General features: G+C 67.1%; 6 protein-coding genes. 2 read left to right on the forward strand and 4 right to left on the reverse strand.

Going from position 1 to position 14,850, the window contains the following annotated elements; translation table 11 throughout:
- Nucleotides 1–452: 452 nt before the first annotated feature.
- Nucleotides 453–7,379, reverse strand: a complete 6,927-nt coding sequence (locus NMK44_RS05610; RefSeq protein WP_254738895.1) for a polymorphic toxin-type HINT domain-containing protein — start codon at nt 7,377–7,379, stop codon at nt 453–455.
- A gap of 128 nt (nt 7,380–7,507) precedes the next feature.
- Nucleotides 7,508–11,809 (reverse strand): LamG-like jellyroll fold domain-containing protein, encoded by a 4,302-nt coding sequence (locus NMK44_RS05615; protein ID WP_254738897.1) that lies wholly within the window; start codon nt 11,807–11,809, stop codon nt 7,508–7,510.
- A 334-nt stretch (nt 11,810–12,143) separates the two neighbouring features.
- Here NMK44_RS05615 and NMK44_RS05620 point away from each other — a divergent pair, with 334 nt between their 5' ends.
- Complete coding sequence (locus NMK44_RS05620; RefSeq protein ID WP_254738899.1) at nt 12,144–12,656, forward strand: hypothetical protein; 513 nt, start codon at nt 12,144–12,146, stop codon at nt 12,654–12,656.
- A gap of 39 nt (nt 12,657–12,695) precedes the next feature.
- On the opposite strand, the gene NMK44_RS05625 is transcribed toward NMK44_RS05620, so the two are convergent.
- On the reverse strand, nt 12,696–13,403 hold the full coding sequence (locus NMK44_RS05625; protein WP_254738901.1) for a GAF and ANTAR domain-containing protein: 708 nt from the start codon (nt 13,401–13,403) through the stop codon (nt 12,696–12,698).
- A 175-nt stretch (nt 13,404–13,578) separates the two neighbouring features.
- Here NMK44_RS05625 and NMK44_RS05630 point away from each other — a divergent pair, with 175 nt between their 5' ends.
- Nucleotides 13,579–13,866 (forward strand): YiaA/YiaB family inner membrane protein, encoded by a 288-nt coding sequence (locus NMK44_RS05630; RefSeq protein ID WP_254738903.1) that lies wholly within the window; start codon nt 13,579–13,581, stop codon nt 13,864–13,866.
- Nucleotides 13,867–13,909: 43 nt separating this feature from the next.
- Here NMK44_RS05630 and NMK44_RS05635 read toward each other — a convergent pair whose 3' ends face one another.
- The gene (locus tag NMK44_RS05635) at nt 13,910–14,779 is read right to left on the reverse strand and encodes an NmrA/HSCARG family protein (RefSeq protein WP_254738905.1); all 870 of its coding nucleotides are present in this window, start codon (nt 14,777–14,779) and stop codon (nt 13,910–13,912) included.
- Nucleotides 14,780–14,850 lie beyond the last annotated feature (71 nt).

The following is a 14,850-nucleotide window of genomic DNA, read 5'->3' on the forward strand; positions in this document are numbered from 1 at the left end:
TGCGAGAAACAGAAGAGGCCCACGAATGGAGCCTCGCCCGCTCCTGCGAGTTTCAAGGAGCTACTCGCCTTCCTCCCTCAGCAAGATCTGAACCTTTGACGGAAATTGCGGATCATCCACCATTACCGAACAGATCACAGAGTCACGGAACCCCGAGAATTGCAATCGGGCATGTTCGTTCGGGTCGTGCAATACAAGCCACCCAGACGGACATGGGAGTGACACCTCGAAGTGGTTCGCAGGAAGCACCGCGGGCGGAGTCGACTTCCATACCTCGCATTCGACAGGACCGTCCACACTGGCCTGGACGCCGAAGATGAGTGAACTGCCCTCTCGATACCAGCTGCTTGACGCCGGATCCCAGTCGCTGACGTCGTCGTCACTTCCCGCATCCTGCAAGATCAGACAGCCATGCTCGATTTTTGCCAGGAATGCAACCACAGGGCTATTAGCTACCATTCCTTCTTACTCTTTCCTTGTGAAAGTTGTGAGACAACCCCACCCTGCCGCCTAGCGCAGGGCAGACAGTGAGGATACGCCGTCTGAGGAGATCCGGGAGCGACGAGACTAGACGGCGGCTGATGATCGGGAATCCAATCCCCGTCCTTGGTGCCAGGGGTCGTGGCACCGCAAGTGTGGCAGCCGTACTTGTTTCCGGATTCATTGATCAGATCTCGAACACCATCCGCTTCAATGTCACCGTTCTCCAGCCCCACTCCCTCTCGAGCATTCGGACCAGCACCCAGCGTCAGATCGCACTTCTGGCTTGGCGTTGCATTGTGAACGAGTACCGGAGTCTCGCCCGCCAGCACATAGTACGTGTGGAGATCCGAGACTGTGAGGTTACGGACCGTGGCCTGCTGGGTCCAGCGCTTGACCGCCGTGATCTGAATGTGGGTGCCGGACGAGGTGCGGAGCCACTGGCCGCGGTGGAGGTCGGTGGCGTCGATCCAGGCGTGGAGTGCGGGGACCCAGAAGGGGTGGCCGTCGGTCGCGGTGACGGAGGCGGTCTTGTCGCCCTTCTTGCCGTCGAGGTCGAGGGTGATCCTGACGAGGTGTTTGAGGCCCTTGCCCTTGATCTCGGCCGTGACCGTCTTGGTAGTGGTCTTGCCGGTCTCGGGATCGGTGGCGACGACCTCATCGCCGATCTCGACGTCCTCGATGGGTTTCGTCGTGCCGTCGGCCATCAGCACTTCGGTGCCTGGTGTGAAGCTGTTGCAGGCTTTGAGGACTTTGACCCCCTTGAAGACCCGCGCCCAGGGCAGATCCAGGGCGGCCTCGCCGCAGGCCTTGGTGCTCTTACCGCTCAGACAGCTCTTCCACGCCCCGATGTCCGGGGAGGCCAGGCTGATCGCGACCCCGGTGACCGCCCTCGCGAACGGGTCCTGGTCATAGTTCACCAGTCCGATCGCCTCGGCGGCCGAACAGAAGGCCTTCGGCTTGTGTTGCGCCGAATAACAGGTCTGCTGAGCCCACCTCTCGAGCTGCTCTTCACCCTCGTATCCAGGGAAGCGTTTCCCCAGTTCTCGAGCGCCCGGAATCCGGATGCCCTCCAGGAACAGATCACTCTTCTTCTGCGTAATGTTGATCGTCCGGCCGGGGTGGTAGGAGCTGCCACCACTGGGACGGCCTCGGGAAGGGGCGTCATTGACGCGGGAGATGATGCGGCCCCTGGTGTTGTAACAGCCTTCCGTGGTGCAGCCCGGTCCGTGGCTCGGGGTCCACCGGTTGTTGGCGCCGTCGGCGCTGCAGCCGTCGCAGAAGAGTCCGGTGGGATCGGAGCCGGTGACCGGATTGTTGTTGGCGTAGGCGTAGCCGTTGATCTGCTGGGGGTCGGTCAGATCCATGACCGGGTCGACCGACAGGAAGCGGCCGGTGGTGGGGTCGTATTCGCGCGCGCCGAGATGGGTGAGGCCGGTGGCCTTGGTGTCGTCGGTCCCGCCGACGAACCCCTTGGTCCCGGGCCAGACCGCGGGTTCTTCACCACGAAGGTCACCGAACGGCAGAGTGCGTCGCTGGGTGAGTTTCTGCGAGGCCGCGTCGATGGCGAGTTGCGCCGTGCCGTGATGGTCGGCGAGTGTGAAGGACACACTGCCGTCGTCCTGCTGTACCGCCTGGTGGCCGTCGCCGAGGTCGATGTAGCGGGTGGCCCGCGGCGTGGAGGAGCCCTTGGGCAGTGTGATCTCGGTGGTGCCCAGGTAGAGCGTGGTCTCGGTGGGGGTTCGCCCGATGAGCCGGTTACCGTCGGCGTCGTAGAGGTATTCGGTGACCTTGTCGGCACCGCCCTCGACCGGTTCGGTCACCTTCGACAGGTGTCCCTCGGCATCCCAGGAGAGGGTCTGGGTGTCGCCGCCCAGCCTTCGGCTGGTGTTGTTGCCACTCTCGTCGTAGCCGAAGGTGTCTTCCGCCGTTCCGCTGGGCCCCGTGGCCTCGACGGAGGTCAGGGCGTGCGGCCGCGGACTGCCCGGAGCGGGATAGCCATAGCTGCGTCTGGTGCTCTTGGCAGCGTCGCCCGAGAGGTCGTGGAGGGTTTCGGAGCTGCGGTTGCCGACCTTGTCGTAGGTGTAGGAGGTCCAGTAGGGAGCCGGACCACCCAGTACACCGCCGCTCGGGCTGGTGGCGCAGTCCTTCGTGCCCTGGGTCCAGGCTTCGGTCAGTCGCCGCAGGTGGTCGTAGTTGAAGCACTGGTTGTCGGTTCCGGATCGGGAGACGTCCGAGACCGACAGCACGTTGCCCATCTCGTCGTACCGGTAACTGCTGTACTGGTCGACGCCCGCCACGTCCTGCCGGTCCACCCGCGCCGTGGCCAGACGCTGTGTGCCCCACTCGTAGGTATTGGTGGCCCAGGTCTTCTTGCTGCCGCCGCTCGAGAGTTCGTACTGCAGCGGCTTGCCCGTAAGGCTGAACAGAGCGCTGGACTTCACTCCCTGACTGCCGTCGACGGCCACCCGCCGCAGGGTCGCGTCCTCATAAGTGAAGGCCACGCTTGCCGCCGGCAGAGAACCCGCCTTGGGGTAGCCGACACTTTCCACCGCGTCGAAGACCTTGTACGCGGTCGCCGAAAGATAGGTGCCCTGAAGTGCCCCTTCGGAGGCAGGAATGGTGACGGAGGAGCGCTGTACGCGGTAGAGACGGTCATAGGCCACGACCTTGGACGTGTACGCCTGGCCGCCTTCGTAGCGAGTGGACTCGGCGAGCTGCCCCTTGGCCCCGCTGATCGTGTCGTAGACCCACTTCGCGCGCAGCTGGCCACCGGACGAGTCCTTGTGGATCTCGGTACGCCGACCGAGACCGTCGTAGACGTAGGCGAGGGTGGTCTTGCGCCCGTCGGTGGTGGAGATCAGCTGACCGCGGTCGTCGTAGGCGCTGAGAGTGGTTCCCTTGTCCGGGTCCTTGGCCTCGGTGAGCTGGCCGAGCAGGTCGTAGTCGTACCGCCAGATGTTCTTCGCGGGATCGGTGACCGTTCTCAGATCACCGTGGGGTGTGTAGGTGTACGTGGTGGTGTCGTAGGCGGCATCGGCCGTGCGCTGATGGTGCTGGCGCAGTTCGGTGATCTTGCCGCGTGCGTCGGTCAGCGTGGTGGTGGCGGTGCCACCGGTGGGCGGGATGACTGTGGTGCGATCCCCACCGTAGATCGTCTTGGTGACGCCCAGCACCGTGCCGCCGTCGCCGTTCCCGGCGATCTGCCGCTCCTCGGTCTGCCGGCCCATGCCGTCATAGCCGTAGCGGTTCTGCGTTTCGACGTTCAGCGCGTCGTCAGGTGTGAACAGGGTTCCGCTCGGCTTGCCGTCGGCGTAGTAGGTGGCGAAGTCCTTCGCCTTCAGGCCGCGTTCGTCGTAGAAGACGTCGGTCAGCAGTCGTCCGCCGCCCGGTCCGGGAGCCTGTGTCTGCCGTTCGCGCAGCAGGCCGTCGTAGAGGGTGTAGGAGGTGTGCTGAGCACCGTTGTTCCCGAGCGTCTTGGTGCCGACCGCCACCGGCTGACGGTCATTGACCGTGTAGGTGAACTCGTAGGTGGGGGTCTGGCCCGTCAGCCGGTCGGCCAGCCACACCTTGGTGGAGCGGCCCAGGCCGTCGTAGGCGTAGGCGGTGACCTTGCCGTTGGTGTCGGTCTGGGTCAGCGGCAGGCCGCGCAGCGCATCACGGGTGGTGGTTGTGGTCTGCGCGGTGGTCGTGTCACCACTCTTGGCGGGCGGTGAGGTCACCTTCGCGCTGGTGGGAAACCCGGTGGTGGGGGTGTAGGCGGTCGTGGTGGTACGGCCGTCGGTCCGGGCGGTCCGCTTGACCGTTCCGGACGCGTTGACGGTGACGTCGGCAGTCACGTCGGTGCTGGTGAGTCCGCGCCCGTAGGGGTCGTACGTGGCGCCGGACTCCACATAGACGGCGGTGGCTCCGTCGTATTTCTTCAGCAGTGCGGTCGCGGTGGCATCGCCCTTCGTCGGGGAGTCGCCGTAGCTGCCGCCGTCGTAGGCGGTCCGGGCGTCGGAGATGACGTCGCCCGGTCGGTCGGCGGTCGTGTCACATGCCGTGGCGACGGCCTCTACACGGGAGGGCAGAGTGAGGATGTTCTTGTCGGTGTTGGTGGCGTATGTGGAACGGGTGCAGATGTTGTCGTCGGCGGTGTCGTTGTCACCGAAGTCGTCGACCTGTCTGACGCGGCCAGCCACCGTGTCGAAGCTGGTGGCCGTAGACGTGGTCCGCCATCTGGTACCGGCGCCGTCATCAAGTGAGGTGAAAGTCTTGGTGTGACCGGTCCCGGTGAGGTTCGCCGTGACCGTCCCCCAGTCGCGGACCTTCTTCGCGGTCTCATGCCTCCAAGGACGGTTCACCGTCTTGGTCAGGACCTTCCCGCCCGGAGCGGAGTAGCTGACGGTCTTGTAGACGAAGCCCGCGGTCGACTCGTGGTCGGTGATCGGGTCACCTTCGTCGTCGTCAAGCGGGACGGTGACGCTCTTCGAGCCGCCCGTAGCGTCCTTACGGTCGCCGTCCATACCGCGCAGGAAGTAGGTGTCCTGCTGCGACTTCATGGCGCTGGCGCCGCCTTGGCCCCCGGTCTGGACCCGTACCTGCCCGTAGCCACGCCACTGTGACCAGGTCTTGAACTTCTCCTTCGTCAGGCCGTCGTCATCGTCGTAGTGCCAGGCCGCACCGCCCTTGTAGTCGTACGCGGTGACCTGGTCGGGCGCGCCACCGGTGCGGTCGGTCTGTGTCACGGAGGTGACCACGTACTTGTTGAACCACTGCCGCTCGGGGTCGTCGCTCCCGCTGCCGCCGATGTACTGCGGAAAGCAGCGCGTGGTGTTCGTTTGCGGGGTCGGCAGTGTGGCCCAGTTGCATTCCTCGCCGGAGTAGTTGACGTCAATCTGCCCGCCGGACTCGTCGGCGACCGTGGCCAGGCGGTCCTTGATGAACGGTGCATAGCCATCGCCGGTCTTGTCCAGTCGATTGGCCATCTGGGCGTAGGCGAAGGTCGTCTTCGGCAGCGTGACGGCCGGGTCGGCACTGCGACCGGTGCGTTGGAGGGACTCCAGCTCCAACTGGTAGTCGGTGTCGGCCTTGCCCCAGCGGTGGCCGAACGCCCAGGAGTCGACGTCCTTGTAGGCACTGCCGTCGAGGGCCTGCGTGGTGATCCGCGTCAGTCGCTTACGAGTGAAGAACACCGGGGAGAGACGACCGTCATCGCAGTCCTCGTCCGCCGCGCAGTTCAGGTCCCAGGGGGTGTCGTACCAGTAGAACGCGTCCTTCTTGATGGACTCGCAGTCGGTGTTGGAGTCGGGCAGACAGCGTTCCCCACTCGTGAAATCGACCTTCGCCAGAGCCTTGGTGGCATACATCGAGGACGACTTCAGGCCGTACTCGATCCGGTCCAGATCGCCCCCGCGCACATAGCGGGTGTTGTCCTTGGCCTTCAGGTTACGGCCGTAGGAGTTCGTTTCCTTGTCGTAGTAGTAGGCGATGGCATTGCCATGAGGATCGACGACGTAGTCCAGGTTCCATCGCCACGCCTGCTGGCACCAGGAGTCCGCGAACGTCGCACCGTGACAGGGTTCGCCGTCACCATTACCGAACACCGGTGCCGTCCAAGCGGAGTCGGTGGTCTCCTTGCCGTCGGCCCATCCCGGCAGCCGGTTGTAGCCGAAGTAATAGCGGGTGCCGTCAGATGTCGTGACCCGCCAGTACTCGTCGTTCCTGGCACCGTTGCCGCGCACGTTGTCGGCGGATCCGTAGAGACGATCGACCTTCGTGCCGTCATCGCTTTTCAGTTTCCAGGAGTTGGTGCCGTTCGGTACCAACTCACCGCTCTTGCCGTTGAAGGAGATGAACGCGTTGTCGTAGAACCAGCACAGGTCACCCGGCTTACCGCCGTCCGCGTGCTTCACCCCGTCGTCTGCACACGTCTTGTACTGACGCTCGATATAACCGGGCCACAGATCGAATCCGTCGCCCACCCAGGAGGACTGGTTGTTGGTGTTCGCGGTGCGGCCGTCGACTCCGCCCGAGGAGTAGGACACCCCCACGTTGGGTGTGAGTCCGCCCGGCACGTCCGGTACCTGCATGCCGTACGACCAGGTGAAGTCACCGGTGTTGAGGTTGGTCTCCCAGGTCGCCGAGGGAGACAGCGAGGTGGCCTTGAAGTCCCCCTTGTCCCCCTTCCCCTCCGCCACCGTGGCCAGCACCGTCGGCTGCCCGGCGCGCAGCGGCACTCCTCGGGCGGTGAGGGTCCGCTTCTCGGTGTCGTTGACGACCTCGACCCTCTTGGCCGTGCGGCACGACCGCTTGGCCGGTGTCTTCAGTACGCACGCGGGCAGTTCGGCCAGTGTCAGCCGGGACGCGTAGCCACCGCCGTAGGCCCCGGCGAAGGACGAGTAGTCGACTCGCGCCCGCACCCGGCCCACCGCGGCGCTCTTCGCGCCCTTCCGTCCGGTGCCGGCCTGCAGGCTGAACAGCGGGCCGTTGACCCCTGCCTTTCGCGAAGCCGCGCGATCCAGCACCCGGGCGGTGACCTGGCCGTGGGCTCCGACACCCCCTTCCACCTGCGCGTCCAGCGCCAGCGGCAATCCGCGAACCGGCTTCGGCCCCGGCCCGGCCTTCGTCAGGGCTACGGGCAGCGTCACCACCGCTGACGCGGCCCTCGGCCAACTGGCGCGCGGGGCGGCCTCCGGCGTACGGGGTCCTTTCATGAGTGTGCGCGGTTTGACCTTGCCGATCGTGCCGGATACCGGCTGCTCGCTGTGGGGACGGGCCGGGCGACCCTTCCCGTCGTCCGCGGCGGCAAGGGGCTGCGCCACTCCCTGCAGCAGGGTCGCCACCATGAACACGGCCGAGGCCAGCGCGACACGAGGTCGCAGCACACGGCCCCGTTTGCTCGATCTGCCGTTCATCCCTGTCCTTCATCCCTCACTGTGTGCACCGCCGGACGCGTACGCCCCGGGGTGAAGAGAAAGCCGCTCATCGGAGGTGCCAGTGGTCGCGCGGCCGGAAGTCGTTCAGCCGCGGCCCATAAGGAAGGTCAGCCACCGCCCGGTACGTTCGTGGGCATGCCCGGCATGCCCACGGCGAGCTGGGAGATCTGCGGGTCCGTCAGTGCGCCCTGGAAGGCCCATACGTCCGAGACGGCACCGGGCCAGTACTCGCCCCAGTTGATCCCGGTCTTGGCCCGGCCCAGTTGCAGGGGCTGCGTGGCCTTGAAGGACAGCACGTTCTCCGCCTGGGAGATCCGGTCGGCGCAACCTGTGTCATCCGGGACACCGTCCTCGTCGGTGTCCCCACAGGCGACCTCCTCCAGCTCTCCGTTGACGTAAAGCCGGAGTTCCCTGGCGAACCCGTCGTAGACGAGTGCCAGATGGGTCCAGTCGGTGGGGCCGTGGAACTGGCCGTTCTCGACCTGAGCGACCGTGGCGTCCTTGCTGTCCGTGCCTGCCATCGAGATCTGCCACCGCCCAGGATCCATATCCGGGTTCGCGCTGGGCGCGTACCGCACCGCGAACGCGCTCTGCTGCGCCCCCGGCGCACTCAGCAGTGTCACGCCGTTCTTGGGTACGGCCGCGGCCTGTGCCCATGCGGTGACGGTGAAGCTGGCGCTGGTGTCCACCGGCACGGTGGACGTCGTGGCGTGGTCGTCGATGCCGTCGAGCGACACTCCGCCGTCGACCCAGCCCGGTCCGACCTTCGCGCCGCCGTGGAGTGTCATGGTGTTGCCCGAGGCGGAGGCATCCGGTGTGGTGAGCGGTGAGCCGGATGTGCCGGATGTCTTCTCGAAGGTCCAGCGGCCCTTGACCAGGGCGCGCTGCTTGAAGAGTTGCTGCACCTCACCGGCCGAGACCGGGCGGTCGAAGAGCCGGACGTCGTCGATGGTGCCCGGGAAGTGGTTGCCGACGTTTCCGTCATAGGTGCCGGCGCCGATGGTCATGGCCCGGTCCGCGTAGAACGCTCCGGCCAGCCGGGTGGATCCGGCGCGTGTTCCGTTGACGTACAGGGTGAGCGTGTCGGCGACGGTGTCGTGCACACCGGCCAGGTGCACCCATTCCCCCGCGCGCGCCGTGGTGCCGTCCGGCTGCATCGCGCGGATGGGGTTCGCGTTCGTGGTGTCCGCGGAGTACTGGTTGACCGCCCATCGGTCGTAGGTCTTGGAGTAGTACAGCTCGAAGCCCGGAGCGTGTTCACCGCCCTGGGCCGTGATGACGGCCGTGCCGTCCGGTGTGCGGTCCAGCTTGGCCCACGCCGAGACGGTGAAGCTGCGGGAGGAGTTGATATGCGGGGCCCGGTCCCGGCCGATCCTGGCGTAGCCGTCGGTGCCGTTGAAGTGGGCGGCCTTGCCCGCCACCCCGGCGGCGCCGGTGGTCACACCGCCGGAGTACGTCGCCGGGATCACTCCGCCGTGGCCCCGGACCTCGGTGGCTCCGGTGTCCTCGTCGAGGGGGAAGACGGCCAGGGCCGGGCGGCCGGGGTCGCCCACGGTCTGCCGGGTGTAGAGCGTGTGGACCTCGTCCTGGGCGACCGGCTTGTCGAAGACCTGTGTCTCGTCGATGGTGCCGGGGAGGAAGTTCTTGGGCTTGCCCTGCGACGCACCCGCGCCGAGTTGCAGCCCTCTGCGCGCGTTCCAGTCGATCTGGTGGGAGGCCGAGCCCACGAGCTTGTCGTTGACGAAGAGCTGGAGCTTGCCGTCCACACTGTCATAGGTACCGACGAGATGGGTCCAAACCCCGGCCTGGACACCACCCGGTGCGGGTGCCATCGCACGCACGACCGTGGCATCGGCCTTGTCGTCGGCGAAGGTGTTGAACACCCAGCGCTGGTACGTGGCCGAGTAGTACAGCTCGTAGCCCGCGGTCTCGTTGCCGATCTGCGAGGCGACCATCGCGGTGTGGTCCGGCACCTCGGCGAGCTTCACCCAGGTCGATACGGAGAACCCGCGGGTGCTGTCGACCACGGACAGATCGGTGGAGGCGTAGCCGTCGGTGCCGTTCAGGGCGAGGCCCTTGCCCGCCACGCCCTCGGCGCCGGTCTCGGCACCGCCGTGCAGGGCGAGGGTACGCGGCGGGGTGGATCCCTCGGACCGCGTCGCACCGGCCGGCTCGTCAAGCTGCCAGGTGGCGCGCTCGGGCTGGCCGGCCTTCACCCGGAACTGGTAGGTGCGGATCTCCGATCCGTTGCCCGCCTGGTCGAAGGCCTGTGCCGTGAGGAAGTTCAGCCCCGGTTTCGCGGGAAGGACCTTGACCGAACGACTGGCTCCGCCGGAGGTCGCGGTCTGGTTCGCGGACACGGGGTCGCTGTTGACGCCCCACCGGTAGCGCGTCACATCGGCCGAGGAGGAGTCGAAGGTGAAGGTGCCGTACTGGCCGACTCCGTCCAGCCAGGGGTCATCCGGGTCCTCGGGGTCGGAGGACGGGTACTCCCCGGAGCCGATCGCGGGTGCCTTCGGTACCGAGGTGTCGTGGATGAAGTAGCAGCCGGTCGGATCGCCCGCGGTGGACCACGGTGAGTACTGGGCGCCGTCGTAGGACCGGACGTACCAGTCCACGGCCTTGTTGGACGGGATCGAGGACGGCAGGGACACCCGGAACTCCGACCCCGACCTCTTCGATGACGTCAGCCCCGGTTTCCACCGTGCGACGACACCCTTGCCGTCACCGTTGTCCCAGGCGGCTTGGAACTGGACCGCGACCCGGTCACCATCGGGATCGGTGATGTGGTTCGCGTAGATCTTGCCCAGCGTCCGCACCCGCGGCGCGTCCCCCGGCTTCTTGCAGACGCCCCCGTACTCCATGGTCAGCTGCGACATCCTGATCTGACCCGGCGGGCGGTTGTACTTCACCCGCAGATAGGCGTCGTCGGAGAAGCGCTTCCAGCCGTAGGGGTCGCTCTCGCTCGACGCCTTGAGCCCGAACGTCATCGTCGGCCACTTCTTGTCCGCGGCCTGCTGCACCGCAGACTTCACCGAGAACTCCGCGTCCTTGGCCGAACATCCCTCGAAGCCATGGGCGAACGACTCCGTGGCCAGGTGATCGGCCCAGAAGCCGGAGGAGTTCTGGGAGTTCCAGGTGGTCGAGGAGGAGATGCCCTTGGTGCGCCACAGCTCCACCCCACGGTCGCTGCAGGAGGCGGACCAGGTGTTGCGCACCACGAACTCCGCGGACAGCACGGACTTCCCCGCGAACCTCGAGGTCGGTATCCGGTAGAAGAGCCGCTTGGTGTCCTCGGGCTTGCAGTAGTTCCAGCCGCAGTAGCCGAGACCGCCGTCGGAGTCACCGTTGAACTTCCACTGCGGTGAGGAGGCCCAGTACTTCGACGCCATCGTCCAGGCCGTCGCCTTCGGCGAATACCACTGCGGATCGATGAACACCGGGTAGACGGTGTCCTTCCCCTTCAGCACCTCGGTGTCGGGCCTGAGCACCATCTCGTTCTGGGCGCCGGGGACTTCGACCCCCACCGGAGCCAGTTTGCCGGACTCGCCCGCACCCGGTTCCTGGTCCGGCCCACCGGCGGTGTTCAGCGGTGTCCGCTCACCCGTCCGGCCCTTCGTACCGCTCTTGTCCTTGCGCTGGGAAGGGGCGGCACCTGGGCTGGAGTCCCACATCACCGGCTGCGGCGCCTCGAACACCGTCCCGCCGGCGCCCTTGTCCTTCGCCTCGACACCACCCGACTCGGCCTTGCGGACATCGAGCCCCTCGGCGTCCAGCTTGAGCCGTAACTCAGCCAGCGCCCGACTCGAGGCCGCCTCGGCGGACTTCACCACCAGCAGCTGTGTGAAGCCGTCCTCCTGCGCTCCCATCCGCAGATCCACACCCGGTAACACATCCGGGTACGTGGCGGTGTCCCCCTGGAGACGAGGCGTCGGCAGAGCGGCGGGCCAGGAGAGCGCCAGCTTGCGTCCGGCCTTCACCATCCGGACCAGCGGCTCGTCGCCACCACCGGAGAACGCGAGATCGACGGTCGTGGCCTTGGGGGCCACCATCCCGCCCCCCGCGGTGGCCAAGGTGGTGTCGATGGGCTTCCACGCGCCGTCCACACGAGCCCGTACCGGCCGCAGATACTCCCTGGCCTCCAGCTTCCCATCGGGAGTGGCGAAGACCTCGCTGCTCTCCCCACGCAGGGAAGCGATCTCCACAGCCTCGCCCTCCCGCTCGGCGAGGGCTCGCGCCCGGCCTTCGTCAGCGGCCGTCTTCGTACCGTGCTGGGTGGCGGCCGCCCGACGGGTCGGCTCCTGTGCGACGGCGGACCGCGCACCGTGTGTCGGTAAGACCCCCAGCACCACCGCCGCGGCCAACACCGCGCCGGGCACACGAGTGCGCCGCCATCTGCCCCGAGGCATGACTGACTCCCCCCACAGGGCCTCCCCAGACCCCATGTTTATTTGTGAACGATTCTGGACGGAATCGTGAAGATGACGCTACGAAGCAGTTCGCACACCCGTCCAGGGGGTAAAAAAAGTACATACGGCCATTTAAGGTGCAATCACATCACCAACTTCACGTGACATGTGCCACACGCCACCCGGCAGACAGAGCCACAACGCGGTCTACCACGGCCACTTCACGTGCAACCGGAACGGTCCCCGAGGCGGGCCGCGCCTCCTGAGGGCGACGCGGGAGCGCGCTCCCACACGCTCCCTGTATTCGTTGATACGTCTTGATAAAGTCCGATTCATGCATGCATCATCGGTGATGTTTGTGAGCGACGGCGTCTTCGGTATCGCGGATGATGTCGAAGAACCCTTCGGCACGGCCTGTTGGTCGGCCGGGCTGGCCGCACCCATGGCATACGGGGCATGGGTGCGCACCGGTATCCACACCGGCTTCGTGAAGATCGGGGCCGAGACCGCCGATACGGCGCCACCCGAACAGACGGCGCCGTGGGAAGAGGTCGTCGAGATCAGTGTGCGGTCGGTGGAGGGGGATCTGCGGGTGGCCTCCGCCCATGACGCCGTTCTCACCGAACTTCCGGTGCTCAACCCCCGGGGGCCGGGCTGGTACCGCGTCAGGGTGCACGCCCGGGGACGGGCGTCGAACCCCGGCGGGACGAACACCGTGCCCACCGAGCGCTATCTCGTCACCGCCTGGCCGCAGGAACCGGCGCCCCCCGTGGTGCTCCGGAGCAGTCCGCTGATCGTGGAGACACAGCTCGCACACGCCGATGACCCGCCGTGGGAGCGGCGGTAGCCGTACGCACCTGACGCCCGGCCGGGGAAGCGCCCCGGGTCAGCGGGCTCCGGGGATCCGCCCGGTCTTGACGACCATGTGGGCGACGTCCCGGAGCTTGATGTTCTGGTCCTGAGAGCTCTTCTTCAGTACCTCGAACGCCTGGTCCTCCGTGACCTTGAAGCGCTCCATGATGATGCCGAGCGCCTCGCCGATCTCGTTACGGGTCTCCATCGCGGTGTGCAACTGGGCGGTGCTGCGGGCGCTGGAGAAAGCCACCGCCGCATGTGAGGCGAGGATCCAGCCGACGTTCTCGGAGGTGGCGGTGAAGACGCCGGGCCGTGAGGAGTACAGGTCGAGCGCCCCCAGGGAACCCTCCTCGGTGAACAGGAGGAACCCCATCATGCTGCCCACGCCCAACTCCCGGGCCCTGGGGGCGTAGCGGGGCCAGCGCGGCTGGCTCTCGGTCATGTCCTTGATCCGGTACGCCTCGTGCAGGGTACGGGCCGCGTCGAAACACGGGCCCTCCCCCGCGTCCTGCTGCGCCGCGTCGGACTGGTGCACCAGATCGCTGCTGGCCGCCACTGTCCGCACACTCTTGTGGTTCTCCAGGATGAGCACACCCGCGTTCTCACACCCTTCGACGAGGTTCACGGCGTGCCGGACGATCTCGTCGAGAGTGCTCTGCACCGAGGGCTGCGCCAGCAGCGTCCGTGACATCTCCGCCACCGCCACCGCGAGCTCTTCCCATGTGCGCTGCTCTCCCATGAACGTCTCCCACTCCGGTCTTCCCGCCACCACCTGGGCCGGGGACAGCTTTCCACACCGCGTGGCGGGCCATGTCCGGGCACGCCACAGCCCGTCACACGGGCGGGGCGGTCTGAGTACGTCCTGAGTATCCGGACGGATGCGGGGTCCTGCGCATACCCCGATTCTTGTCCGCATGAGTGACACACCGGTCAAACAGCAGAGTACGGCCGCGTTCTACGGTCAGGCGGTCGCGTCGTTCTCCATCGCCATGGCGGCCACCGCCGTCGGCATCTTCCGGCTGGAGGCCGACGCCTGGGTGCGCGGTTTCCTCGCCATCGCCGTGCTCTACCTGGTGACCTCCGCCTTCACCCTGGCCAAGGTGATCCGGGACCGGCAGGAGGCCGGACAGATCGTCAGCCGGGTCGATCAGGCGAGGGTGGAGCGGCTGCTCTCCGAGCACGACCCCTTCGAGAAGCTGTGAGCGCCACCGCCGGGAGGTGTCGGCCGGCCCGTCCCCGGGCCGCTCACCCCTCCCAGCGGTGCCCGCGCAGATAGTCCTCCAGCGACAGCGTCCCGGGGCGCTCCTGCCGCAGCCGCGCGAGGTCGGCCGCGTAGCCGGTGGTCTCGAACCAGCGGTTCATCACGTACATCTCCTCGCCCTGCTGGGCGCGGAAGTCCTCCCAGGAGACGCGTCGCACCTGAACCGCCCGTCGCAGAACCCGGGCGAAGACCTCGGCGGTCCGCGTCATGGACAGCTCGTCACCGGCCAGATCCACCGACCGCCCCTTCCACTGCGCGGGTCGGCTCAGGGCCAGCAGGGTGAAGGCGCCGATGTCCTCGACGCTGACCTGCTGTACGGGCCGGTCCGGTGACAGCGGTGTCTCCAGGACACCGTCCATGAGCTCGGACCGGCGGCCCTCCCAGTTCTCCATCAGGAACACCGGCCGCAGGACGGTGTACGGGAGCCGGCTGCGCGCGAGGTGCCGCTCGATCTCGTACTTGCTGTCGAAGTGCGGAATACCGGTGTTCCGGTCGGCGCTGCCCACCGAGCTGAACACGAAGTGGTCCACCCCCGCCTGCTCCGCCAGGTCCACCATGAGCCTGCCCTGGCGCACCTCGCCCTCGTAACCGGCCTCGAAGAACTGCGTCACGCAGAACACCGCGGCCACCCCGTCCAGGGCCGCGCGCAAGGAGTCCGCGTCGCCCAGGTCCCCGGCCACCACCTGTGCGCCCCGGTCCGCCAGGGCACGGGCGGCCGGTTTGCCCGGGCTGCGGGTCAGCGCCCGCACCGGCCGGTCCGCCGCCAGCAGATGCCGCGCAACGGCTCCTCCTTGCTGCCCGGTGGCTCCCACCACCAGCACCACGCGGCGCGGCTCTTGCCCATCAGACGCCATCGGGACCCACCTCACGACACATCCAGCGGGGCCGACCGCTCCATGAGCGGCCCGGGCCCGTACCGGCAGCA

Origin of the sequence: Streptomyces cucumeris, assembly GCF_024295805.1 — a bacterium.
Taxonomy (GTDB): Bacteria; Actinomycetota; Actinomycetes; order Streptomycetales; family Streptomycetaceae; genus Streptomyces; species Streptomyces cucumeris.